This is a genomic window from Acidovorax facilis, from assembly GCF_050626955.1.
In the GTDB taxonomy this organism is placed as follows: Bacteria; Pseudomonadota; Gammaproteobacteria; order Burkholderiales; family Burkholderiaceae_C; genus Acidovorax; species Acidovorax facilis.
On the sequence record NZ_CP192460.1, the window covers coordinates 789,251 to 811,241 of the forward strand.

Genomic DNA, 21,991 nt, shown 5'->3' on the forward strand with positions numbered 1-21,991 from the left:
CTCTGTCGCTGCGGATGCGGGAGCGGCTCAGGATACTGGGTTTGAACTAAAAATGCCCCTGGCGCTTGTCTGGTAAGCGTTAGCAGCTATAAATACAATAGCTAACCAAGGAGCAGTGGATGAAGGTTGTCGGTTTTGCCGGTTTTTCCGGCAGTGGCAAGACCACGCTGGTCGAGCAGTTGATCCCCGAGCTGCGGCTGCGGGGGTTGCGCGTGTCGGTGGTCAAACATGCCCACCATAGTTTCGACATCGACCACCCGGGCAAGGACACCTACCGCCACCGCGAGGCAGGGGCCTTCGAGGTGGTCGCGGCATCGGACAAGCGCCTCATGCTGGTGCGCGAGTTCGAGCAGCCCGCCACGCTCAGCGTGCACCACCTGCTGGCCGAGCTGTACCAGGGCGTGGACTGGGTGCTGGTGGAGGGCTTCAAGGACAGCGACCTGCTCAAGATCGAGGTCTGGCGTGCCCCCGAACCCGGCCAGGTGGCCAAGCCCGTGCGCTACCCCGAAGACGATTTTGTGGTCGCCGTGGCCACCGATGCACCGCAGGGCCTGCCTGTGCCCACCCAGTTGCCCCTGCTAGACCTCAACAGCCCGGCGCAGGTGGTGGACTGGCTGCTCCAATACGAACACCGCTTTGAGTACAACTGGGATCTGCACGGAGGCCTGGTGCCATGCGCCCCCCAATGAAGCCCCTGAAGCCGCTCGACGAGGCGCTGGCCGACCTGTTGGCCAAGGCCACACCGTTGCCAGAGGTCGATACGGTCACCACGTTTGACGCGGACGGCCGCGTGCTGGCGCAAAACTGTGTTTCGGCCCTGCAGGTGCCGCCGCAGGACAACAGCTCCATGGACGGCTACGCCGTGCGCTGCGCCGATGTGGCGGCCGTGGGTGTGGCGCTGCCGATCACCTTGCCTGTTTCGCAGCGCATTGCTGCGGGCAGCGCGGGTGATCCGCTCTTGCCGGGCACCGCCGCTCGCATCTTCACCGGCGCGCCTGTGCCCGAGGGGGCGGATGCCATCCTGATGCAGGAAGACTGCGAAGCCCTCGCCACGGGCGACGGCCTGGGCCAGGTGCGCATCAACGCCGTGCCCCCACAGGGCCAGTGGATCCGCCGCGCGGGCGAGGACATCACCCGGGGTGCCGTGGTGCTGTCGGCCGGCACACGCCTGACCCCGGCCGAGCTGGGCCTGGCCGCCAGCATCGGCTTGCACGAACTGCAGGTGGCCTGCCGCCCCCGCGTGGCGCTGTTCTCCACGGGCGATGAACTGGTCATGCCCGGCGAGGTGCCGCCTGAGCAAATGCGCCCTGGTGCCATTTACAACAGCAACCGCTTTTTCCTGCGCGCCATGCTGCTGCGCCTGGGCTGCGAGGTGACGGACTTTGGCATCGTGCCCGACCGGCGCGACGCCACCATCGACGCCCTGCGCCAAGCCAGCAGCGCACACGACCTGATCCTGACCAGCGGCGGCGTGAGTGTGGGCGAGGAAGACCACATCAAGCCCGCCGTCGAGTCGCTGGGCACGCTCGACCTGTGGCAGATCGCCATGAAGCCCGGCAAGCCGTTTGCCTATGGCCAGATCCCGCGTGACGGTGGTGCTGCCCACTTCATGGGCCTGCCCGGCAACCCGGTGTCGAGCTTTCTGACCTTTGCGCTGCTGGTGCGCCCGTTTGTGCTGCGGCTGCAGGGTGTGGTGGACGTTGCTCCTCAACCCATAGCTGCTCGCGCTGATTTCACCTGGCCCAAGGCCGATAAACGCCGCGAGTTTCTGCGCGTGCGCCACAACGCGGCAGGTGGGCTGGATCTGTTTCACAACCAGAGTTCGGGCGTGCTCACTTCGGCCGCCTGGGGTGATGGTGTGGTGGACAACCCGGCGGGCCAGACGATTGCATCCGGCGACACGGTGCGGTTGATTGCCTTTTCGGAGCTTTTGTCATGACGGTCACCGTGCGCTACTTTGCCTCCATCCGCGAGGCCATTGGGCAAGGCAGCGAAGCGGTCGATACCGCTGCCACCACGCTGGGTGCCCTGCGCGATGAGCTTATTGCACGCGGCGGCGCCCATGCCAGCAGCCTCGCGCGTGGCCGGGCCGTGCGCATGGCACTCAACCAGACCTTGAGCGATGAATCCGCCACCCTGGCCGATGGGGCCGAGGTGGCTTTTTTCCCGCCGGTGACGGGCGGTTAGCCGGGGCGCTCTCGCACGCTCTGGCACGTCACCTCAAAGCGCCCTCAAACGATCCTGCAGCGCCTCCGAGGCCGGCATCATCGGCGCGCGCAGTTCGCTGCGCATCCACCCTGCATGCGCCAGCATGGCCTTGAGCGGGGCAGGGTTGGGCTCTGCAAAACACGCTTCCACCCAGGGTTGCAAGGCCTGCCACAAGTGGCGGGCTGCAGGCAGGTCGCCCAGGCGCAGCAATGCCATCAACTCCACAAAACGCGGCGTCTGCCAGTGTGCACAGGCAGAGATGGCGCCTGCACCGCCGAGGGCCAGCGTATGGAAGATCTGCGCGTCTTCACCGGTCAGCACCTGCAGACGTCCATCGGCGATCAGGGCCTGCGTCTTGGCCGTGTTGCCGCCGCAGTCCTTGATGGCCTCTATGCGCGGATGCGCCGCCAGCGCCAGCAGCGTCTCGGTGGTGAGCGTGGCGCCCGTGCGGTACGGAATGTCGTAGATCAGCAGGGGCACCGCGCTGGCGTCGGCCAGGGTGCGGAACCAGTGCAGCAGGCCCTCCTGCGAGGGGCGGATGTAGTGCGGGGCGGACACCAGCAGACCTGCAACCGGGTAGTGTGCAAGGGTCCACACCTGTTCCAGCACCTGGCCCTGGTGGTAGCCCGATACGCCCATCACCACGGGCAAACCCTGGGCGGCGCTGAGCACGGTCTCCAGTACCTGCAGTTGCTCGGCCTTGTCGAGGGCCGCGGCCTCACCGGTCGAGCCGCAGGCAACGAAGCCCGCAACGCCGTCGGCACGCAGCCGGGTGGTGAGGGCGGCAAGGGCCGGGTGGTCCACGGCGCCGTCCTTGAACGGTGTGACCAAGGCGATCCAGAGCCCGCTGAACAGCGGCTGGTGGGAGGTAGCGGTATCGGTGGCAGACATGCGAAGCGTCCTTTCGGGGTTCGACCAGGGGAAGAACCGTCCGGAGGGAGCGCGCGCGGAATGCCGGGGAGTGAAACGAGAAAAGGAAATTTCTCTACCAGGTGGTTCCGTCGCTCATCCGGACGGAACCACAGCTCCGGTCAGATGAGCTCTGGTTTTTTGGTTTTGCCCACGCACTGCAACGCCACCGCAGGTGCGGCGGTCATGGCAAAGGGGGTGTGCGTGGACATGGGCCGCAGTATAGCCAAGCGCGCACCGTGTCCCAAGGTTGGTCAGCCTGCCTGCGGTGGCTGGGCCGCGTCGGCTGCAGATTCAGGCTGCGGCGGAACCAGCACGGGGCATTGCCACACCAGCAGCTCGGCCAGCCGGGTGACGATCCATGTCGCTTCGGCCACCGCCACGCCAGATTCGGCCGTGCACAGCCCCGCGTGGATGCGCTGCAGGATCTCGGTCTCGGAAGGCGCCTGCACGTGGTACAGCGTCTGCGCGTGCTCCACCAGGTGGCCTGCCAGGTCTTCGCACAGTTCGTAGCGGGAGCGCACGCCGTCCGCCTTTTCCGTCAGACGCCCTCGGGTGTCGGTGTACACCGCCATGAAGGAGGGCGGCACGTGGATCTGGTTGTCGTCGTACATGGCTTGTTGGGTGGTGGGCGCGGTTCGGGGGCAGTAAAAAAAAGCCCGCCAGAGCGGTGCAGTCAGGGGTTGTGCACACCAGCGGCCTTATTGTGCGTGGGTGCTTGTGAGCGGGCGTGCAGGTGGTGCTGCGCCATGGCCGCTGTCTCTGCAAACCAGCCCAGCAGGTGCTGCAGCCAGATTTGCAGCTCCGCCTGAAAGCGGGGTGTGAGCGCGACGAGGCCCCGGGGCGCGTCCTGGGTGAGGTGGCCCTGCGCTGTGGCTTCATTGACCAGGTTGCGCACATGCGAGTGCGAAAAACCCAGGCGCTGCGCAAGCTCGCTGGCCCGCAGGGGAAACGGCGTGGACCCTTCTTCTCCAGGGCGGTGCACCCGGCAGTGTTCGCGCAACAGCAGCATGGCAATGCGGCCACCGCCGTCGCGCTGGTCAAACCAGTCCCAGCCGCCAAACCGGCCCCGGGTTTCGGCCAGGCGATCCAGGATGTGGTCGGCCCCGGCCAGAAAGGCGGCAAAGTAGTCCGTATCGCTGTCCAGCCGCTGTGCATGGCCTGGGGGCAGGGCGCCCAGGGCCTCAGCGCAGTGCAGGTGGTGCCGCACCCAGGTGCGCAGGCCGTCCAGCAGCCGGGGGGTGGGCACCAGGTAGCGCACCCGGCGGTCGTCGGGGTCAATGTCCACCGCCACCATACCGGCAAGGCGCAGCACCGCAAAGAACGTGGCCAGCGTGCGCGCGCCCCCGGGCATGCGCCGCTGCAGCAGTGCCAGTGTGGGCCGGGGGGCCCCCCGCAATTGCCATTGGTAGTGCTGCACCACCAGCCGCCCCGCCGCATGCGACTGGAGTGCCCGGCCAAAGATCTTGTTGATGAGGCGCTCGTTCCAGTGCAGCCGCAAAATGCCGTCGCAATAGGCCTCTACGGCCTGGGCATAGGTGTCCGGGGCTCGGGAGTCGAGCGCCTCGAAGGATTCTTGCAGGTCCATGGGGCGTGTTGCGGTGCAGGGTTGCTGATTCAGTCCGGCGTGAACAGGCGCTCGAACTTGGCCTGGTCGGACGCCAACTCAAAGGTCACCACCTGGCCCATTTTCATGTCCGACAGGCGGCAGGCGCCAAACAGGGTGGTTTTGCCCGCCAGCTCCATCACATCCAGGTCGATGAGGGCGTAGGGGTGGGGCACGAACACCTGGTGCTCGAACACGTTGCGGACCGTATTGCGCGGGGACGGGTAGAGCTTGTAGTGAGCGGTCTGAATCGTTTGTGTGGCCATGGGCTTAAGGTGCGGGGGTGGCTGTGGTGCGAGCAAGTGCGGGTACAGTGCGGGCGAATCGTACAGACAAACCTTTTCATGACTTGCGTAAAAATGGATTTCGGCAAGCAGCGCACTCCAAAGCGAGGCGGCTGTTGCATCCCGATGTGCGCAAGTCCTACTTTTTTACCAATCTATGGCACGCAACAAAAGTGAATGGCCCGCCAAGGTGCTGGCGCTGGTCCGGGGCGGCAACCTGCCCGCCGCCATCGCACAGATCAAGGTCGCGCCCACCGTCGGTGACGTCACGCGCCTGCAGACCCTGCTGGCCCAGTTGCCTCCGTCGCCCGCACTGGCGCAGTTGAACAAGGTGGTGGAAGAAGAGCGTGCCCTGCTGGCCGCGCCCCGGTTGCACCGCTCGCCCTGAAGACTCTTTTTGTCTGACTTCCACACGCCCCGTAGAGAGTTTTTTGCCATGACCCTGCCCCGCGTTTCCATCCAGACCGAGAACTTCGACCTGTCCACCGAAGTCGCTGCGCTGCGCCGCGAAAACAAAGGCATCGGCGCAGTGTGCAGCTTTGTGGGCACAGTGCGGGATCGCAACGAAGGCGACCAGGTGTCGTCCATGGAGCTGGAGCACTACCCCGGCATGACCGAAAAATCCATCGAAGCCATGGTGGACGAGGCCTTTCGGCGCTTCGATATTTTTGGCGCCCGCGTGATCCACCGCGTGGGCCTGCTGCAGCCGCTCGACCAGATCGTGCTGGTGGCGGTGTCCAGTGCCCACCGGGGCCAGAGTTTTCAGGCCTGCGAGTTCTTGATGGACTACCTCAAGACCCAGGCGCCTTTCTGGAAGAAGGAAGAAACCGCCCAGGGCGCGCGCTGGGTGGATGCCCGCGTGTCCGACGACGCGGCGCTGGCGCGCTGGGGCATTGTGGCGAACAACGCCTAGACAGTCGCTGCAGGGGGCGCCCTGCGGCGTTGCGGATACGCATCCTGCCGGGCACGTCATTCACATCCATGCAATGTTTGGACTTGTGCGCAGCCACGTCCATTTCGAGAATCGCCTCCTGCCCAGATAGGGCCTGAACAGGGAGGAATTCTTCATGAAATCTGTAGCACGAGCGCTGTGGCGCGCGTGGAGGCTGAGCCTGGCCGTCGTCGGTTTGTGCCTGGCGGTCTCTGGGCAGGCCCGTGCTGATCTGGCTTTCGGGGCCGCGACCAGTTTGCGCCTGGGTGGGCTTCCCAGTGAGATGGCGACGGGAGACTTCAATGAAGACGGCCGGCCCGACCTCGTGGTGGTGGATCGCCTGGGCAGTACCGTCAAGATCCTGCTCAACACAGGCGGGGTTTCAGGTTTTTCCGAGGCGGGAGCATTCAGCGTGGGCTCTGCTCCCTATGGCGTGGCGGCGGCGGATTTCAATGGTGACGGGCATCTGGATGTTGCCGTGACCAGCTTCAACAACGGAACCGCCACGATTCACCTGGGGGATGGCAGCGGTGGTTTGTCTGCTCCGGTCACTTTTGGTGCGGGGCTCAATCCGCGCGATCTGACAGTGGCGGATTTCGACGGTGACGGGCGGCTCGACCTGGCCATTGCCGTCTTTTCCGGGGCGCAAAAAGGCGTCTCCGTCTTGTGGGGTGATGGTGACGGGCGGTTTGACGGTCGCCCCCGCACTGACATCGGTTTGGGTGTTGCAGGGCGCCATGTTGTTTCGGGCGACTGGAACGAGGACGGTCATGTGGACATTGTTGCGGGGTCGGGCGACGGTGTGTTTTTGCTGCTGGGCAATGGCGCGGGCGGTTTTGCGGCGGCCCAGCGCGTGACCGGTGACGAGTACGTCCCGTTTGTGGCCGCAGGGGATGCCAATGGCGACGGCCACCTGGACATCCTGGCACTTGTGCAGAACACCTCCGCCAGCCCTGTCCTCCTGCTCGGAGATGGGCAGGGTGGCTTTTCGCGCAGAGGGGTGGGCCCGGCCTTTGGGCGCTTCAGCGGCGGGCAGATCGTGGACGCCACGGGCGATGGCCGGGCCGACGTGGTGCTGTCCCGCTTTAGCGGCACGGTGGTGGTTGTGCCGGGCCTTGCCGGCGGCGGATTCAGTGCCCAGGGGCTGGAATACCCGGTGGGCGAATCTGCCAGCCCCCCGGCAGTGGCGGACTTCAGTGGCGACGGGCATCCAGACATCGTCGTACTGGACGACCAGCGTGGCTACCTGGCCAACCTGCGGGGAGACGGCGCGGGCCGATTCGCTGCAGCACGTGCCTACGGAATCCCAGAGCGTTACACCCAGGCGATAGCCGTCGCCGATTTTGATGAAGACGGGCGCGCCGACGTCGCCGTGACGCACCGTGACGATGATGCTGTCTGGATCATGCGTGGCGATGGTGCTGGTGGATTTGAATTCAGCACCCGGCTTGATGCCGGTGCGGGCGCGGGATCCGTGGCTGCTGGCGATCTCAATGGGGACGGGCATGCGGACCTGGCCGTGGTGAACGAGGTTGACAAGACGATCATGGTCTTCCTCGGCAATGGCCGGGGCACCTTCACGGTGGCCGGGCAGCGGTCCTTCATTGGCCTGGCCCCGCGGTCAGTGGTGATTGGCAATTTCCGGGGGGCTGGCTACCCCGCGTACGCGGCCGTGTGGGCGCCAGAGACGGCAGGTGTTTACGAAGGCATCCAGTGGGTCGGCGTGAGCCCGCAGGGCTCCATCGAAATGTTGGATGTGGCGTCGTGGGATGACGTGAAGGGGTTTGCCCCGCTGGATGTCGACCAGGACGGCCGTGCCGACATCGTGGCCGCAACGTCCGTGGGCACCGTGGGCACCTCGCTGTCCTCAGCCTCGTATCCGGGCGATCCCGTCTATGTGCCGGCGGGCGTAGGCGCCCTGAGCGCGATTGCCGGTTGGAGCCAGACGGGCCGGGCAGGGGTGTTTGCATCCGCAGGAGTGCAGATTGCCTCGTTGGCTGCCGCGCCCGGGCAGGCGCTGAGCATGGTCGGCACCTACGGCGCGGGAATCTCTGCCAGCGTTCTTGCCGCCTCTGACTTTGATGGCGATGGCGCGCCCGATCTGGTGGCCGCTGACGCTGCTTCGGGCGAGCTTGCCATCGTGCGCGGCCAGGGCGCCCCCGGTGGGCTGGGTGCGCCGCTCCTGCGGTTTGTGGGCGGCACGCCCGAGCAGATGGTGGTTGCCGACTTCAACAGGGACGGCCTGTTGGACATTGCCATCGCCAATGGTCTGGGGGGCATCACCGTGCTGGTGAATGCCTCGCCATCCCCCAATGCCGCGCTCGCGTCGCTGGCGTTGTCGCAGGGGGCGCTCAGCCCGGCATTTGCCGGTGGCGTGACGGCGTATACCGCCACGGTGCCCCATGGGGTGGCCCAGCTGTCGCTGACACCGGTGGCGGCCCAGGCCGGGGCGTCCATCACGGTCAACGGTGTGGTGGTGACCAGCGGAATGGCGACTGCGCCGCTGCCGCTTGCGGTCGGTGCCAATGTCATCCAGGTGGACGTGGTGGCTGAGAACGGCGTGGCCCGGCGCACCTACACCGTCACCGTGGAACGGAGTCAACCCGCCCTGCACACGGTCACCGCCACAGCGGGGGCGGGCGGCAGCATCAATCCGGCTGGGGCCGTCAACGTGGCCGAAGGCCAAACGGGCGCCTTCACCGTCACGCCCGCTGCGGGCTACCGCATTGCGGCCGTCACGGGCTGCGGCGGCACGCTGGCGGGCAGCACCTACACCACGGCAGCGGTGACGGCCGCTTGCACTGTACAGGCGCGTTTTGAAACCCTGCCCACACCCACGAACACCGGGTCGGGGCCGGTCAACGTGGGCGTGGTGGATGGCAGCGCGGGTTGCCAGCTGGACCTGGCGGGCACCGGCCCGGTGGCGGCACCGGCGCCGTACCCCGGCGCCACTTTGCCGCACGGGGCGTTCCGCCTGCGGCTCATCAACTGCCAGCCGGGTGAGACGGTGCGTGTGGCGGTGACCTTTCCAGACCTCACGGGCTTCACGGTGAAGAAGTACGGCCCCACACCCGACAGCCCCTTGTCCAGCCGTTACTACGACCCCGTGAACCTGCAGATCAGCGGCAACACCGTGACCTACGACGTGACGGACGGCGGCTGGGGCGACAACAGCTTTGGCGCGCAGGACGGCACCATCAACGACCCGGTGGTCCCCGTGCTGCTGGCGCCCAGCCCGGCGGCCATCCCCACCCTGTCGACCTGGGGCCTGGGTGGGCTGGCCGCGCTGCTGGGGTTGCTGGCGTTGCGGAGCGGCCGACGCACGTCTGCGCGGTTTGTTGGAGCGGTGGCTCAAACAAGATTTTGAAAGAAATTGGCCGCTAGCGCTTATTGGTAAAGCGATGGCAGCTATAAATTTTGTAGTGATTGTGAATGGGGCGGATGGAAGGTTTCATCTGCACCAGGAGTTCGTCGGCTCACTGGGTTGCGGTGAGGCATCGCCAGGAACCACAAGCAGTCGTCGGGCCGTCCTACAAGGCGGCAGGGGGGGCATCGATAAATTAGCGCTACCGCTGGCAGTGACTGTTGAACGCCACAGTTGCAGCCAGAAAGAAACTCTCCGCACAGTTTCATCATCGCGTGCGCTTCATCTCCTACAAGGCTTCCCATGAAAAAATCCCTGCTGCTCGCTGCACTTATCGTTACTTTTGGTCTTGCCGCTTGCGAGAAAACGGTTGTGACCCCTCCCGCTACTGCCCCCGTGGTCGTGGTCCCGGGCCCGGCCGGCCCTGCTGGCGCCACGGGCGCAACCGGCTCGACCGGTGCCACGGTGGCCGTACCCGGTCCTGCGGGCGAGACGGGTGCCACTGGCGCCACCGGTTCCTCGGGTGCTCCCGGTTATGACGGTGCCAAGGGTTCCACTGGCGCTACCGGTGCCACGGGCGATACGGGAGCCGATGGCAAAAAGGGCGATACCGTGATCGTCGTTCCCGCCAAGTAATTTCTCGCAGACCCTAAAAAAAGCGCAGGCGGTATTCCGCCTGCGCTTTTTTGCGTTGCGGGCTCGGCGCAGGCGGTCTGAGCCGGCGGTGATCAAATGAATCGGTTCAAGGCATCAGGGCGCCTGGGCGAAGATTGATCTGGCGCAAGGCCTGCGCTGGGGCGTCGTCTTGAAATTCCGGAAGATTTGCCCCAAGTGCAGCGCAATTCGGAGGACATCCACATGCGTCTCGACAAATTCACCACCAAGTTCCAGGAAGCCCTGAGCGATGCACAGAGCATTGCGCTGGGCAACGACCACGCCTACATCGAGCCCGTGCACATGCTCGTGGCCATGCTCAAGCAGGACGACGGACCCAAGGCGCTGCTGCAGCGTGCGGGCGCCAACGTGCCCGGCCTGCTGGCAGCGGCGGAAGCCGCCGTCAAGCGTCTGCCCCAGGTACAGGGCAACGACCAGGTGCAGGGCGGCCCCGAGCTGGGCCGCGTGCTGCAAGCGACGGAGAAAGAGGCCATCAAGCGCGGCGACCAGTTCATTGCCAGCGAGCTGTTTTTGCTGGCCGTGATCGATAGCAAGGGCGAAGCCGCCAAGATCGCCAAGGACAACGGCCTCACGCGCAAGAGCCTGGAGGCTGCGATTGAGGCCGTGCGCGGCGGACAGAAGATGGACAGTGCCGAGGCCGAAGGCCAGCGTGGCGCGCTGGCCAAATACTGTTTGGACCTGACCGAGCGAGCCCGCATGGGCAAGCTCGACCCTGTGATCGGGCGCGACGATGAAATCCGCCGCGCCATCCAGGTGCTGCAGCGCCGCACCAAGAACAACCCCGTGCTCATCGGCGAGCCCGGCGTGGGCAAGACCGCCATCGTTGAAGGCCTGGCCCAGCGCATTGTGGCGGGCGAGGTGCCCGAGAGCCTCAAGGGCAAGCGCGTGCTGTCGCTCGACATGGCTGCGTTGCTCGCAGGCGCCAAGTTCCGCGGCGAGTTTGAAGAGCGCCTCAAAAGCGTGCTGAACGAGCTGGCCAAGGACGAAGGCCAGACCATCGTCTTCATCGACGAGTTGCACACCATGGTGGGCGCGGGCAAGGGCGAAGGCGCGATGGATGCGGGCAACATGCTCAAGCCCGCCCTGGCGCGCGGCGAGCTGCATTGCGTGGGCGCCACCACGCTGGACGAATACCGCAAGTACATCGAAAAAGACGCAGCGCTGGAGCGGCGCTTTCAAAAAATTCTGGTGGGCGAGCCCACGGTGGAAGCCACCATTGCCATCCTGCGCGGCCTGCAGGAAAAGTACGAAGTGCACCATGGCGTGGACATCACCGACCCGGCCATCGTGGCTGCCGCCGAGCTGAGCCACCGCTACATCACCGACCGCTTTCTGCCCGACAAGGCGATTGACCTCATCGACGAGGCGGCGTCCAAGATCAAGATCGAGATGGACTCCAAGCCCGAGGTCATGGACAAGCTCGACCGCCGCCTGATCCAGCTGCAGATCGAGCGCGAAGCGGTGCGTCGCGAGAAGGATGAGTCCTCGCAAAAACGCTTTGCGCTCATTGAGGAAGAGATCACCAAGCTGCAAAAGGAAATCGCCGATTACGACGAAATCTGGCAGTCCGAAAAAGCCCAGGCGCAGGGCAGCGCCCATGTGCGCGAGGCCATCGACAAGCTCAAGTTCCAGATCGAGGAGTTCACCCGCAAGGGCGACTTCAACAAGGTGGCCGAACTGCAGTACGGCAAGCTGCCCGAGCTGGAAAAGCAGCTGAAGGAAGCGCAGGCGCAAGAGGCGGGCAAGGACGGCGCCCCTGCCGCGCGCCGCCTGCTCCGCACACAAGTCGGTGCCGAAGAAATCGCCGAGGTGGTGAGCCGCGCCACGGGCATTCCCGTGGCCAAGATGATGCAGGGCGAAAAGGACAAGCTCTTGCAGATGGAGACCAAGCTGCACGAGCGCGTGGTGGGCCAGCAAGAGGCGATTGCTGCGGTGGCCAACGCCATCCGCCGCTCGCGCTCGGGCCTGAGTGACCCGAACCGGCCCACGGGCTCGTTCCTGTTCCTCGGCCCCACGGGCGTGGGCAAGACCGAGCTGTGCAAGGCGCTGGCGGGCTTTTTGTTCGACAGCGAAGACCACCTGATCCGCATCGACATGAGCGAGTTCATGGAGAAGCACTCCGTGGCCCGCCTGATCGGTGCACCGCCCGGCTATGTGGGCTATGAAGAGGGCGGCTACCTGACCGAGGCCGTGCGCCGCAAGCCCTACAGCGTGCTGCTGCTCGACGAGGTGGAGAAAGCGCACCCCGACGTGTTCAACGTGCTGCTGCAGGTGCTGGACGATGGCCGTCTGACGGACGGTCAGGGCCGCACGGTGGACTTCAAGAACACGGTGATTGTGATGACGAGCAACATCGGCTCGCACCTGATCCAGGCCATGGTGGGGCAGGACTCGGACGACATCAAGGAAGCAGTGTGGGGCGAGCTCAAGAACCACTTCCGGCCCGAGTTTTTGAACCGCATCGACGAGACCGTGGTGTTCCACGCGCTCGATGCGCAGCACATCGCCTCGATCGCCAAGATCCAGCTGCAACTGCTGCAAACCCGGCTGGCGAAGATGGATTTGGAATTGCAGGTGTCCGATGCTGCCTTGGCAGAATTGGCCAAGGTGGGGTTCGACCCGGTGTTTGGTGCGCGGCCGCTCAAGCGGGCGATCCAGCAGCGCATTGAGAACCCGCTGTCCAAGCTGCTCTTGGAGGGACAGTTCCCTCCCAAGAGCGTGATCGCTGTGAGCGTGAACCCGGTGCTGGAACCGGGGGTGTTCCAGTTCAGCGCCGCGCCGCAGGGTTGATCGGGACCAGGGGAGAAGGGGGTAACCCCTTTTCCCCTCTTCCCAGATGTGAAGGAGAGGTGACGTTTGAATGATTTTGTTGCGGGCGTTGTGCGCCTTTTGCTGCGGGTAGTGGTCGTCGCCATGGGCTTGGTGCTGTTTGCCAGCCTGCTGGTGGCCGTGATGGTGCTCGCGCTGGTTTGGGCGTTGCGCGCGGGCTGGGCTCGCCTGACTGGCCGCCCTGTGACCCCGTGGGTCATGCGCATGGACCCGCGCACGGGCTTCAGCACGGTGTTTCGCTCTACCGAGCGCTGGTCCGCGGGCCGCCGTGGCGCCGCGCCAGCGGCGCCTGATGCCAGCGAAGAGACCGCAGCATCGCGCCGAGGTGGCATCCTGCCTGGCGCCGCTGAGGTCACCGACGTCGAGGCGCGCGAAGTGCGCTGAAGGGGGCGCTCCTGACCGGGCGCTGCCCCGCACCATGCCCCATCCAGTGCGGAGCCACAGGGAGCCTGCACCGGTGTCGCCTCTGCTTTTTTCGTGACGCGCCTGTCGGGGTGTCTTCTATGATCCAACCATGACACCCGCCGATATCCACGCCCATTTCGATCTTCAACGCCAGGCCAGCCGCGCGCATGTGGATGTGCCACTGCTGGTGCGCCGCGAGCGGCTGCTGCGCATCTCCAAGATGCTCAATGAGCATGGCCCGGTGCTGGCAGCGGCCGTGCAGGCCGACTTTGGCATGCGTTCTCCGCGCCTGACCGAGGTGGCCGACTTCTTTGTGCTGCGCACCCTGCTGTCGCACACGCTGAGCCACCTGGCGAAGTGGATGAAGCCCCGCAAGGTTCGCACGCCCATCTTCCTGCAGCCCGCCAGTGCGCACATCCAGCGCCAGCCGCTGGGCGTTGTGGGCGTGATTGCCCCGTGGAACTACCCAGTGCAGCTGGCCCTGGCGCCCGCCATCACGGCGCTGGCGGCGGGCAACCGCGTGATGCTCAAGCCCAGCGAGCTGACACCCCACACCTCGGCCCAGCTGGCGTTGCTGGTGGCCCAGTTTTTTTCACCCGACGAGTTCTGTGTGGTGCAGGGCGATGCCAACCTGTCGGCCCTGTTTGCCTCCCTGCCGTTCGATCATCTGGTGTTTACCGGCTCGACCGCCGTGGGCCGCAAGGTGGCCCAGGCGGCGGCGCAGAACCTGACACCCACCACGCTGGAGCTGGGTGGCAAGTCGCCCTGCATCATCGACGGCCACTGCGACATGGCGGATGCGGCGCTCAAGATTGCGCACGGCAAGCTGCTCAATGCGGGGCAAACCTGCATTGCTCCCGACTATGTGCTGCTGCCGCGCGGCCGCGAGGGCGAGTTTGCGCAGGCCTACCGGGCCGCGGTAGCGCGGCTGTTCCCCACCATCGAGGGCAACGCTGACTACGCGTCCATCATCACGCCGCGCCACCACGCCCGCCTGCGCACCATGCTGCAGCAGGCACAGACGCAGGGGGCCGAAGTGCAGACCATTGACCCCGCTGCTGGCAAGCCCGTTGTGAACACGGTGGGTACCCTGGGCGACGGCGCCAGCCGCCAGATGCTGCCCACGCTGGTGTTTGGCGCTACGTCGCAGATGCAGCTCATGCAGGAAGAGATTTTTGGCCCCATCCTGCCCGTGATCTCTTACGAACGGCTGGACGATGCCATCGCCCACATCAATGCCGGGCCGCGCCCGCTGGCGCTGTACTGGTTTGGCCAGAGCGAGGCCGTGCGCGACGATGTGCTGCGCCGCACCGTGAGCGGCGGCGTGACGGTGAACGACACGCTGATGCACATTGCGCACGACAACCTGCCCTTTGGCGGCGTGGGTGACAGTGGCTGGGGCGCCTACCACGGCGAGCAAGGCTTCCTGCGTTTTTGCCACCAGAAGTCGGTGCTGGTGCAGTCGCGCTGGTCCATGGGCTCGCTGTTCTACCCGCCCTATGGCGCCCGGTTTGACCAGGTCATGGGGCTGCTGCGGCGCTGGTTGTAGCCGTCCCCTCGTCGTCGTCCTGCGGCATGCTGTCCGGTGGCACGGGCTGCGGCTGGGTGATGAGCTGCACCATGGCATCGCGCAGCTGGCCGGTGGACACCGGCTTGTGCAGGAGCAGGGCCGAGGTGGACTGCGCATCGCGCAGGCGCTGGGGGGATGTATCGCCCGTCATGATGATGGCGGGCACGCTGGTGCCCAGGTAGGCGCGCAGGGCCTGCAGCACCTGCTTGCCGGTCTCTTCGTGGCGCAGGCGGAAGTCCGTGATGATGATGTCGGGTGTGATGTCTTCCAGGCATTCGAGCGCATCGGCGCTCGACTCTGCGGTGATGCACTGGCAGCCCCAGCTGTGCAGCAGCGATTGCATGCCGAGGCGCACGGCCTCATCGTCGTCAATGGCCAGCACCTTCAGGCCCACGAGGCTGACGGTATCGGGCGCAGGCGCGGTGTCGTCCTCCAGCGCACCCTGCCAGCGGTCAAGCCACAGCCGGAACACCGAACCCCGCCCCGGCTGCGACAGCACCTCGACCGAGGTGTTCATCTCGCGCGCAAGTCGCTGCACGATGGCCAGCCCCAGCCCCAGACCTTTGCGGCGGTCGCGCTCGGGGTTTCCGAGCTGGTGGAACTCCTTGAAGATGTTGTCCCACTGGCTCCGGGGGATGCCCGGCCCCGTGTCCCAGACCTCCAGCGCCAGGCGCTTGCCGCGCGTGCGGCACGCAATCAGCACACCGCCTTTGGCGGTGTAGCGCAGCGCGTTGGAGATGAAGTTGTGCATGACCAGCCCAACCAGCGAGCGGTCGGCAAAGGCCGCTGCCGAAGTCTCCCGCGTGCGGTACACCAGCCCCGCCGTGTCGGCCTGTACGCCGAACTCCTGCTCCAGCGCCGTCAGCAGCGGCTGCACGGCAAAGGCATCGGGCCGCACCTTCACCACACCGGCTTCCAGCCGCGAATAGTCGAGCAGGGTGGTCAGCATCTCGGCCGCCGCGCCCGAGGCGGCATGGGCATGCCCCAGCACGGTGAGCTGGTGGTCGTTGAGCGGGCTGCGCTGCAGCGATTCGAGGAACAGGCCCATCGCGTGCAAGGGCTGGCGCAGGTCGTGGCTGGCAGCGGCCAGGAAACGGGATTTGTCGCGGTCGGCCTTCTCGGCGGCCTCCTGGGCCGCGAGGGCGCGTTGCGATTCGGCGCGCAGCTGGTTCACCAGCCGGTCGTTTTCCAGCTTGAGCGCAATGCTGCGCCGTGTGGCCCGGTCGGCGGTGCGCGCCTGCATGCCCGTGAGCGCATAGTAGACACCGGTGAGAAACAGCGCGGGCCACATCACAGGCCCGCCAGCCAGCGCCACCGCCATCATCACGCCGCCGATGGCACAGGTGAGGTAGGTGACATAGGCGCGGTACAGCGGGGCCCCCAGCCCGAGTGCGCCCGACGACACTGTGCTGATGATGCCGATGGCGTAGATGACACTTTCGGGGGTGCCCCAGTAGAGCACCACATACCCCAGGCTGCCCCAGCTCAGCCCCATGGCGGCCATGCAGGCGATCAGTTTGCGCGCCGCCTGCTGCGCCGGGTCGGTGAAAGGCGCAATGCTGCGCAGCGTGAGGTACACCCCGGCCACCACGAGTGCGTGGGACACCAGCCACACCGTGATGGCCTGGGGCTCGGCCACCCGCGCCATGACCCACAACGTGCCGAGCGCGGTGGCCAGCGATGCGAGCAGCGTCATCGGAAAGTTGTGCCGCAGCAGGGCCACCTGCTCGCGCAGCACCTCATCGCGCTCCCACGCCGGCCATCCCCAGCGGGTGGGGGGCTGGGCGGCATCCGGCTGCACCGGCAGGGCCTCAGAGGGAGTCATGGAGCTGGGGGGTGGACAGGCCGAGGCGCTGGGCCGCCAGCAAGGCGGCGCTGCGACTATTGACGCCCAGCTGCGCAAAGATGGCCGCCACGTGCACACGCACGGTGTTTTCGCTCAGGCCCAGGTCGCGTGCTATGACCTTGTTGGGCTTGCCGGTGCACAGCAGCGACAGCACGTCGAGCTGGCGAGCGGTCAGCGACGGCGTGTCCGGCCCGCGCGTGGTGGCGCTGTTGCCGCTGTTGATCGGAAAACACGGCTGCCCCGACAAGGCGCACGAAATGGCCTCCAGGATGTCTTCGGCGCTGGCGGATTTGGGCAGGAAACCATCGGCGCCCCGGGCGCGTGCTTCATGGATCGCATCGGGCGCCACGCTGGCCGAAACGAGCACGATGCGCGCCCGGGTGCAGGCCTGGCGCAACAGGCGCAGCCCGTCCAGGCCGCTCATGCCGGGCAGCTGGATGTCCAGCAGCACCAGGTCGGCATCGGCCAGTTGCAGTGCGCAGGCTTCGGCAATCGAGCCCGCCTCGGCAATCGTGCCCACGCGGGGGTGGTCCTGCACGATCAGGCGCAGCCCGGTGCGAAACAGGTTGTGGTCGTCCACCAGCAAAAGGCGGGCAGTCATACAGCAACAGCCCCGGCGCAAACCGGGATGCAACACCCGCCTTGCCTTGGGATGAACCGTTTGCCTGAGCTCTGTTTTGCGTAAGTCATGAGCAAGTATTGCGCACAACACACTGTTGCGGACTAGTCCATTTGTGCGATGGACGCTCCGTTGTGCACTTTCTAGACTTTCCGTCAAGCATTGAAAAGCACCTGAGGGGGTGCGTACCAACCATCCATCAATGCGCAACCTTCGTTTTTCAAAGGGTTTCCCATGACTGCCAATGCACTTCACCCAGGTTCAGCCGCTTCCGATGTGTCCCGCCACCACGGCGAACGACGACCGGGGGCCATCGCTTCGCCGCAGGGCAGCACGGGGCTGGGGGGCAACACGCTGGCCCAGATCGTGGAAGAAAACTGCCCGGGCACGCAGGCGTCGGCTGGCGTGGTGATCGAGCACCTGGACGCCCAGGCAGGCACCTGGCAGTTTTCGATGGACGAGGGGCAGACATGGCGTGCCATCCGCACCGATCTCATCAACCGCGATGGCAATCTGGGGCTGGCGCTGGACTGCGATGCGCGGCTGCGCGTGCTGCCTTTTGGGGGCCACCGCGTCAGCGGCGTGCGTGTGGCTTTCCACACGGTGCAGCGCCGCCACGGGCAAGGCAACGGCAGCTACCGCGCCTACGCGAGCGACGAGCGCGAGGATGGGTGTTCGCGCACCGTCACGCTGGTCCTGGGGCTCTCGGCCATCAACGGCGCGCCTCCTGCCGTGCATGTGCCGCGCCCCCGCAACAAGCGCGCGCTGGTGCAGCGTGCTGCGGCGGCAGCCGGTGCGGCGGGGACTTCGCTCTCGGGCTCCATGGCGCTGGCCTGAGATCCTGCTTGGCGCCCGCTGCTGGGCGTTGCTTGCGGCGCAGCCTGCAGCGGCAGTCGCTTTGCCGGCGCCGCAATGCTATGTACACAGGCATTTGAGAGGGCCCCACAGAGGGTTTGCGAGGGGGCCGGACAGGGGGAAAAACCGTTTGCGGCGACAATGCCGGTCCTTTCGTTTTTTCTTTCCCTGTTTTCGTTCGGTTTTTTCATGTCCAGTATCCAGGTTCGTCCCGCCACGCTTCGCGATGCCAAAGCCATTGCCCAGATCCATACCGTCTCAGCCCAAGAGGTCTACAAAGGGCTGGTGCCAGACGAGCAGTTGAAATCCATGTCGGTCGAAAAGCGCCAGGCTTACTGGCGCGAGGCCATTGAATATTGCGAGCCCCAGGTCCAGGTGGCCGTGGACGGCGAGAAGATCGTCGGTTTTGTCGGCTACGACCGCTCGCGCGATGAAAAATCCCGCCCCACCACTGGTGAAATCTGGGCCATCTACGCCGCACCTACCCACTGGAACCAAGGCGTGGGTCTGGCTCTGTGGGATGCTGCCCGCGACGGCCTCCAGGAAGAAGGTTGCACCAACGTTACGGCGTGGGTGCCGCTGCGCAACGAGCGCGCCATCCGGTTTCACGAACTGGCGGGCTTCAAGCGCGAACTCTCCACCGCCAAGACGGCTGTGGTGGGGGGCGTCAAGATCGAAGAAGTGCGCCTGAAGCGCCCCATCAACGCGTAGTCACGCAAAGGCACTCAATGATCGAATGGAGCCGCCAGGGCCAGATTCAACAAGCCCAGTGGCGCTCCGAGAGTGGTGCCCCGGCCCCTCGCCGGCTTGTCACCGCCGACGATACCTTGGCCGCCGACACGGCCTACCGCATGGCCTGTGAAGGCACGGGTCTGCTGTGGCAGGGCGACTTCCAGAACGCCCGCATGCTGCTGCAGGCGCTGATGCGCCGGGCCGATGCCAAGTCCGGCAAGGCGGGCAAATCGGCCAAACCCCGCAAGTCCGCTGCCAAGGCCGCCGAAAAAGCTGCTGCCGCCACCCCCGCCGAAGCCTTTCATCTGCACCGCCAGGCGCAGGCGCAGCGCGCGCGGGTGCTGGCGTCGGTGCTCATCCCGCTCGAAGGCGACTACAGCATTGACCTGCGCCGTGCGCCCGATTGGCGCCAGGCCTGCACCGAGGCCTGGGGCCCGGCCACGGGCGAGCGCTCGGTGGCCACGCTGCGTGAGTTGCTGGGCCTGGTGGGCGCGCACGAATGGCGCAAAAAGGGTGTAGAAGTGCCAGCGCTTGGCGCTCCACCGCTCAACCGCATCCACCCGCACTACGGCGTGTTCTCGCCCGTGCGCGGCGAATACGTGGGCCTGGTGGCCGACACGGCTCTGCCTAGCAAGACATTGGCCTTTGACATTGGTGTGGGCACGGGGGTGCTGTCTGCCGTGCTGGCACGCCGTGGGGTGCAGCGCGTGGTGGCCACCGACCAGGACCCGCGCGCCCTGGCCTGCGCGCGGGAGAACCTGCAGCGCCTCGGTGTCATGCCACAGGTTGAGCTGCTGCAGGCCGACCTGTTTCCGCCCGGCCGCGCGCCCCTGGTGGTGTGCAACCCCCCGTGGGTGCCCGCACGGGCCAGTTCGCCCATTGAGCACGCGGTGTACGACGAAGGCAGCCGCATGCTCAAAGGCTTTCTAGCGGGTTTGTCCGACCATCTGGAGCCTGGCGGCGAGGGCTGGCTGATCCTGTCGGACTTGGCCGAACACCTGGGCCTGCGCCCACGCGCGCAACTGCTCGAATGGATTGCCGATGCGGGGCTGGTGGTGCGTGGCCGGCACGATGTGAAGCCGCACCATGCCAAGGCGGCCGATGCGGGTGACGCCCTGCACGCTGCCCGTGCGGCGGAGGTCACTTCGTTGTGGCGGCTGGCTGCGGCCTGATCACGGCATCATTTTCACAGGACCTACGCAAGTCGGGATGCAACAGCCGCCTCGGCATGCGGTGAACCGCTTGCCTGACCCCCGCTTTGCGCAAGTCATGTTTCAAAAAACCTGCCCCTCAAGCCAGTGCTGAGGGTTGGGTCGAGTCAAACGGCTCGGAGGCCGAAGGCGCAGAAGGCAGCAACTGCTCGAACCTTTCGCGCAGGCTGGCAGCACGTTCGGCCCCCGCGGTCATCGCTACTTCTTCAAACATGGCTTCGCCCACGTCCAGCATGCTCGCGCGGTCCTTGGCGGCGCGCAACGCCTCGCGAAACTGCTGCGCCAGCACGGGGTCGCGGCGCACAAACAGACGCTCGCAGGTGTCGAACAGGTACATGCGTGCACCGGCCAGCGAGCGCAGGGCATCGCCGGGCTCCGGGCGCTGGATGGATGGCTTGTTGTGTGCAGCGGTTTGCGCGGCGGAGGGTGGCGGTAGCTCGGCCGGGCCGGCCAGGTAACCCTGGCGCATGAGGTTGTCGACAATCTGCGCGCCGATGCCGTTGTACATGGCCTGCAAGTCGGACAGCGGCTTGCCATCCACCAGGAGCAGCAGAGAACGCTCCCGAAGGCTCAGGGTGCGGACGCCGGGCAAGAGTTCCAGGCGGGCTTTTTCGGTTTTTTGTAGCAGCATGGGGGTCTCCATTCACGGGTGAATGGCGGAGATTGCAGCAAGCCGCCATGACGCTGTGATGACCTCGCTGCCGCACAATGGCGGGCTGCCCCTGGTCGTAGCATGGCTGCAAAAGCGGTATTTGCTATATATTTGATAGCTACTTGCGCTTATCCATCAAGCGCTAGGACCCTGTTTAATTCATATTTTGGCTGTATGCGGGCCGCGCTCTGTGCTGGGGTGCCGGGCCCGGTGGCCTTTCTCGCGATGACCTTGCTACTTGCCCCCATGGAGGGGCTCCTGGATTTTGTGCTGCGTGATGTGCTGACCCGCGTGGGCGGGGTGGACCGCTGCGTCTCGGAGTTCATCCGCATCACCGGCACGCTGCTGCCGGACAAGGTGTTTCTGCGCTACGTGCCGGAGTTGCACAACGGCAGCCGCACGCTGGCCGGTGTGCCGGTGCGTGCGCAGCTGCTGGGCTCTGATCCCGTCTGCATGGCTGAGAACGCCGCACGCCTGGCGGCGCTGGGGCCCGAGGGGATCGACCTGAACTTTGGTTGCCCGGCCAAGGTTGTCAACCGCCACGGCGGGGGCGCGGCGCTGCTGCAGGAGCCCGAACGCATCGCCACCGTGGTGGCCGCTGTGCGCCGCGCCGTGCCTCTGCACCTGCCCGTGTCCGCCAAGATGCGCCTGGGTTTCAACGACACCGGGCTGATGCGCGAATGTGCGCAGGCCATGCAGGCGGGCGGCGCTGCTGAGCTGGTGGTGCATGCCCGCACCAAGGCCGACGGCTACCGGCCCCCAGCGTATTGGGAGCACATCCCCACCATCCGCGCGGCGGTCGGCATCCCCGTGGTGGCCAATGGCGAGATCTGGACGGTGGCCGACGCGCAGCGCTGCCGCGAAGTGTCGGGTTGCGATGCGCTGATGCTCGGGCGCGGCATGGTGGCTGACCCCGGCCTGGCCCGGGCCATCCGCGCGTCGGATGCGGGGCAGCCCGGCGCGGACACGGTGGCCTGGGCCGACCTGCTGCCGCACCTGGCGGCCTTCTGGCAACTGGTGTGTGACGACTTGGAACCACGCCAGCGCGCGGGGCGGCTCAAACAATGGCTCAACCTCCTGCGCAGGCGCTTTCCGGAGGCCGAGGTCGCCTACCAGCACGTGCGCACGATGACGGACCAGCGGGCGATCACCGCGTGGGTGGATGCATTGCAGCCAGCCGAGGGTTGATCTAGGGATGTCCTGCATAACCCTCGCGAGTCGGTGGTAGTGCGGATCGGGACAGACCGCAAGGCGTCTTTTTGCAGCCAATAGCGGTGCTATTGGCAAGAAAAGCA

21 protein-coding genes are annotated in these 21,991 nt (G+C 66.0%); 14 read left to right on the forward strand and 7 right to left on the reverse strand.

All coding sequences use genetic code 11. The features are described 5' to 3' along the window. The first annotated feature begins 119 nt into the window (after positions 1 to 119). The 3 genes from mobB to moaD are packed head-to-tail and all read left to right on the forward strand — an operon-like array spanning position 120 to position 2,187. Complete coding sequence (gene mobB, locus ACQ4MJ_RS03585) at positions 120 to 689, forward strand: molybdopterin-guanine dinucleotide biosynthesis protein B (RefSeq protein ID WP_121420733.1); 570 nt, start codon at positions 120 to 122, stop codon at positions 687 to 689. Beyond that, positions 674 to 1,939, forward strand: a complete 1,266-nt coding sequence (locus tag ACQ4MJ_RS03590; RefSeq protein ID WP_431150005.1) for a molybdopterin molybdotransferase MoeA — start codon at positions 674 to 676, stop codon at positions 1,937 to 1,939. Before mobB ends, ACQ4MJ_RS03590 begins: the two co-directional genes overlap by 16 nt. Then, positions 1,936 to 2,187 carry a molybdopterin converting factor subunit 1 gene (gene moaD, locus ACQ4MJ_RS03595; RefSeq protein ID WP_055393166.1) on the forward strand — a complete coding sequence of 84 codons (252 nt, stop codon included), beginning with the start codon at positions 1,936 to 1,938 and terminating at the stop codon, positions 2,185 to 2,187. Before ACQ4MJ_RS03590 ends, moaD begins: the two co-directional genes overlap by 4 nt. A 33-nt stretch (positions 2,188 to 2,220) precedes the next feature. Here moaD and dapA read toward each other — a convergent pair whose 3' ends face one another. The 4 genes from dapA to ACQ4MJ_RS03615 form a co-directional block, all read right to left on the reverse strand. Next, positions 2,221 to 3,099 carry a 4-hydroxy-tetrahydrodipicolinate synthase gene (gene dapA, locus ACQ4MJ_RS03600; RefSeq protein WP_431150002.1) on the reverse strand — a complete coding sequence of 293 codons (879 nt, stop codon included), beginning with the start codon at positions 3,097 to 3,099 and terminating at the stop codon, positions 2,221 to 2,223. Between the two features lie 272 nt (positions 3,100 to 3,371). Further along, positions 3,372 to 3,731, reverse strand: a complete 360-nt coding sequence (locus tag ACQ4MJ_RS03605; protein WP_431150000.1) for a hypothetical protein — start codon at positions 3,729 to 3,731, stop codon at positions 3,372 to 3,374. 62 nt (positions 3,732 to 3,793) lie between these two features. After that, positions 3,794 to 4,705: a hypothetical protein gene (locus ACQ4MJ_RS03610; RefSeq protein ID WP_431149997.1), complete on the reverse strand. Its 912-nt coding sequence runs from the start codon at positions 4,703 to 4,705 to the stop codon at positions 3,794 to 3,796. 29 nt (positions 4,706 to 4,734) lie between these two features. Continuing rightward, positions 4,735 to 4,989, reverse strand: coding sequence for a hypothetical protein (locus tag ACQ4MJ_RS03615; RefSeq protein ID WP_055393174.1), 255 nt, complete (start codon positions 4,987 to 4,989; stop codon positions 4,735 to 4,737). Positions 4,990 to 5,164: 175 nt separating this feature from the next. On the opposite strand from ACQ4MJ_RS03615, the gene ACQ4MJ_RS03620 reads away from it, so the two are divergent. From ACQ4MJ_RS03620 to ACQ4MJ_RS03650, 7 genes are all read left to right on the forward strand, one after another. After that, positions 5,165 to 5,395: a hypothetical protein gene (locus tag ACQ4MJ_RS03620; protein WP_055393176.1), complete on the forward strand. Its 231-nt coding sequence runs from the start codon at positions 5,165 to 5,167 to the stop codon at positions 5,393 to 5,395. A gap of 48 nt (positions 5,396 to 5,443) precedes the next feature. After that, a complete protein-coding gene (locus tag ACQ4MJ_RS03625; protein WP_431149995.1) occupies positions 5,444 to 5,920 on the forward strand; it encodes a molybdenum cofactor biosynthesis protein MoaE in 477 nt (158 codons plus the stop codon). A gap of 154 nt (positions 5,921 to 6,074) precedes the next feature. Beyond that, positions 6,075 to 9,305, forward strand: a complete 3,231-nt coding sequence (locus ACQ4MJ_RS03630) for an IPTL-CTERM sorting domain-containing protein (protein WP_431149993.1) — start codon at positions 6,075 to 6,077, stop codon at positions 9,303 to 9,305. A 300-nt stretch (positions 9,306 to 9,605) separates the two neighbouring features. Further along, positions 9,606 to 9,938 (forward strand): collagen-like protein, encoded by a 333-nt coding sequence (locus ACQ4MJ_RS03635; RefSeq protein WP_121420727.1) that lies wholly within the window; start codon positions 9,606 to 9,608, stop codon positions 9,936 to 9,938. A gap of 222 nt (positions 9,939 to 10,160) precedes the next feature. Beyond that, a complete protein-coding gene (gene clpB, locus ACQ4MJ_RS03640) occupies positions 10,161 to 12,767 on the forward strand; it encodes an ATP-dependent chaperone ClpB (protein WP_121505789.1) in 2,607 nt (868 codons plus the stop codon). 66 nt (positions 12,768 to 12,833) lie between these two features. Continuing rightward, positions 12,834 to 13,190: a hypothetical protein gene (locus tag ACQ4MJ_RS03645; protein ID WP_121505790.1), complete on the forward strand. Its 357-nt coding sequence runs from the start codon at positions 12,834 to 12,836 to the stop codon at positions 13,188 to 13,190. 130 nt (positions 13,191 to 13,320) lie between these two features. Further along, positions 13,321 to 14,760 carry a coniferyl aldehyde dehydrogenase gene (locus tag ACQ4MJ_RS03650; protein WP_176886594.1) on the forward strand — a complete coding sequence of 480 codons (1,440 nt, stop codon included), beginning with the start codon at positions 13,321 to 13,323 and terminating at the stop codon, positions 14,758 to 14,760. Here the strand turns inward: ACQ4MJ_RS03650 and ACQ4MJ_RS03655 are convergent. Together ACQ4MJ_RS03655 and ACQ4MJ_RS03660 are read right to left on the reverse strand one after the other, a co-directional pair. Then, positions 14,732 to 16,606, reverse strand: coding sequence for an ATP-binding response regulator (locus ACQ4MJ_RS03655; protein ID WP_431149989.1), 1,875 nt, complete (start codon positions 16,604 to 16,606; stop codon positions 14,732 to 14,734). The genes ACQ4MJ_RS03650 and ACQ4MJ_RS03655 overlap by 29 nt on opposite strands. Continuing rightward, positions 16,593 to 17,228: a response regulator gene (locus tag ACQ4MJ_RS03660; RefSeq protein ID WP_431149986.1), complete on the reverse strand. Its 636-nt coding sequence runs from the start codon at positions 17,226 to 17,228 to the stop codon at positions 16,593 to 16,595. Before ACQ4MJ_RS03660 ends, ACQ4MJ_RS03655 begins: the two co-directional genes overlap by 14 nt. Before the next feature lie 252 nt (positions 17,229 to 17,480). Here ACQ4MJ_RS03660 and ACQ4MJ_RS03665 point away from each other — a divergent pair, with 252 nt between their 5' ends. The 3 genes from ACQ4MJ_RS03665 (at position 17,481) to ACQ4MJ_RS03675 (ending at position 20,005) form a co-directional block, all read left to right on the forward strand. After that, a complete protein-coding gene (locus ACQ4MJ_RS03665; RefSeq protein WP_121420724.1) occupies positions 17,481 to 18,083 on the forward strand; it encodes a hypothetical protein in 603 nt (200 codons plus the stop codon). Positions 18,084 to 18,290: 207 nt separating this feature from the next. Beyond that, positions 18,291 to 18,812 (forward strand): GNAT family N-acetyltransferase, encoded by a 522-nt coding sequence (locus ACQ4MJ_RS03670; protein WP_055393295.1) that lies wholly within the window; start codon positions 18,291 to 18,293, stop codon positions 18,810 to 18,812. Between the two features lie 17 nt (positions 18,813 to 18,829). Next, a complete protein-coding gene (locus tag ACQ4MJ_RS03675; RefSeq protein ID WP_431149982.1) occupies positions 18,830 to 20,005 on the forward strand; it encodes a methyltransferase in 1,176 nt (391 codons plus the stop codon). Positions 20,006 to 20,123: 118 nt separating this feature from the next. Here ACQ4MJ_RS03675 and ACQ4MJ_RS03680 read toward each other — a convergent pair whose 3' ends face one another. After that, on the reverse strand, positions 20,124 to 20,675 hold the full coding sequence (locus ACQ4MJ_RS03680) for a hypothetical protein (RefSeq protein WP_121422805.1): 552 nt from the start codon (positions 20,673 to 20,675) through the stop codon (positions 20,124 to 20,126). A gap of 246 nt (positions 20,676 to 20,921) precedes the next feature. Between ACQ4MJ_RS03680 and ACQ4MJ_RS03685 the strand changes: the two genes are divergently transcribed. Next, a complete protein-coding gene (locus ACQ4MJ_RS03685) occupies positions 20,922 to 21,884 on the forward strand; it encodes a tRNA dihydrouridine synthase (protein ID WP_176886589.1) in 963 nt (320 codons plus the stop codon). Positions 21,885 to 21,991: the final 107 nt, after the last annotated feature.

Excerpts from the sequence above, each read along its gene's own strand:
- mobB (WP_121420733.1), top strand. The coding sequence starts at position 120 with ATGAAGGTTGTCGGTTTTGCCGGTTTTTCCGGCAGTGGCAAGACCACG.
- ACQ4MJ_RS03590 (WP_431150005.1), top strand. The coding sequence starts at position 674 with ATGCGCCCCCCAATGAAGCCCCTGAAGCCGCTCGACGAGGCGCTGGCC.
- moaD (WP_055393166.1), top strand. The coding sequence starts at position 1,936 with ATGACGGTCACCGTGCGCTACTTTGCCTCCATCCGCGAGGCCATTGGG.
- dapA (WP_431150002.1), bottom strand. The coding sequence starts at position 3,099 with ATGTCTGCCACCGATACCGCTACCTCCCACCAGCCGCTGTTCAGCGGG.
- ACQ4MJ_RS03605 (WP_431150000.1), bottom strand. The coding sequence starts at position 3,731 with ATGTACGACGACAACCAGATCCACGTGCCGCCCTCCTTCATGGCGGTG.
- ACQ4MJ_RS03610 (WP_431149997.1), bottom strand. The coding sequence starts at position 4,705 with ATGGACCTGCAAGAATCCTTCGAGGCGCTCGACTCCCGAGCCCCGGAC.
- ACQ4MJ_RS03615 (WP_055393174.1), bottom strand. The coding sequence starts at position 4,989 with ATGGCCACACAAACGATTCAGACCGCTCACTACAAGCTCTACCCGTCC.
- ACQ4MJ_RS03620 (WP_055393176.1), top strand. The coding sequence starts at position 5,165 with ATGGCACGCAACAAAAGTGAATGGCCCGCCAAGGTGCTGGCGCTGGTC.
- ACQ4MJ_RS03625 (WP_431149995.1), top strand. The coding sequence starts at position 5,444 with ATGACCCTGCCCCGCGTTTCCATCCAGACCGAGAACTTCGACCTGTCC.
- ACQ4MJ_RS03630 (WP_431149993.1), top strand. The coding sequence starts at position 6,075 with ATGAAATCTGTAGCACGAGCGCTGTGGCGCGCGTGGAGGCTGAGCCTG.
- ACQ4MJ_RS03635 (WP_121420727.1), top strand. The coding sequence starts at position 9,606 with ATGAAAAAATCCCTGCTGCTCGCTGCACTTATCGTTACTTTTGGTCTT.
- clpB (WP_121505789.1), top strand. The coding sequence starts at position 10,161 with ATGCGTCTCGACAAATTCACCACCAAGTTCCAGGAAGCCCTGAGCGAT.
- ACQ4MJ_RS03650 (WP_176886594.1), top strand. The coding sequence starts at position 13,321 with ATGACACCCGCCGATATCCACGCCCATTTCGATCTTCAACGCCAGGCC.
- ACQ4MJ_RS03655 (WP_431149989.1), bottom strand. The coding sequence starts at position 16,606 with ATGACTCCCTCTGAGGCCCTGCCGGTGCAGCCGGATGCCGCCCAGCCC.
- ACQ4MJ_RS03660 (WP_431149986.1), bottom strand. The coding sequence starts at position 17,228 with ATGACTGCCCGCCTTTTGCTGGTGGACGACCACAACCTGTTTCGCACC.
- ACQ4MJ_RS03665 (WP_121420724.1), top strand. The coding sequence starts at position 17,481 with ATGACTGCCAATGCACTTCACCCAGGTTCAGCCGCTTCCGATGTGTCC.
- ACQ4MJ_RS03670 (WP_055393295.1), top strand. The coding sequence starts at position 18,291 with ATGTCCAGTATCCAGGTTCGTCCCGCCACGCTTCGCGATGCCAAAGCC.
- ACQ4MJ_RS03675 (WP_431149982.1), top strand. The coding sequence starts at position 18,830 with ATGATCGAATGGAGCCGCCAGGGCCAGATTCAACAAGCCCAGTGGCGC.
- ACQ4MJ_RS03680 (WP_121422805.1), bottom strand. The coding sequence starts at position 20,675 with ATGCTGCTACAAAAAACCGAAAAAGCCCGCCTGGAACTCTTGCCCGGC.
- ACQ4MJ_RS03685 (WP_176886589.1), top strand. The coding sequence starts at position 20,922 with ATGACCTTGCTACTTGCCCCCATGGAGGGGCTCCTGGATTTTGTGCTG.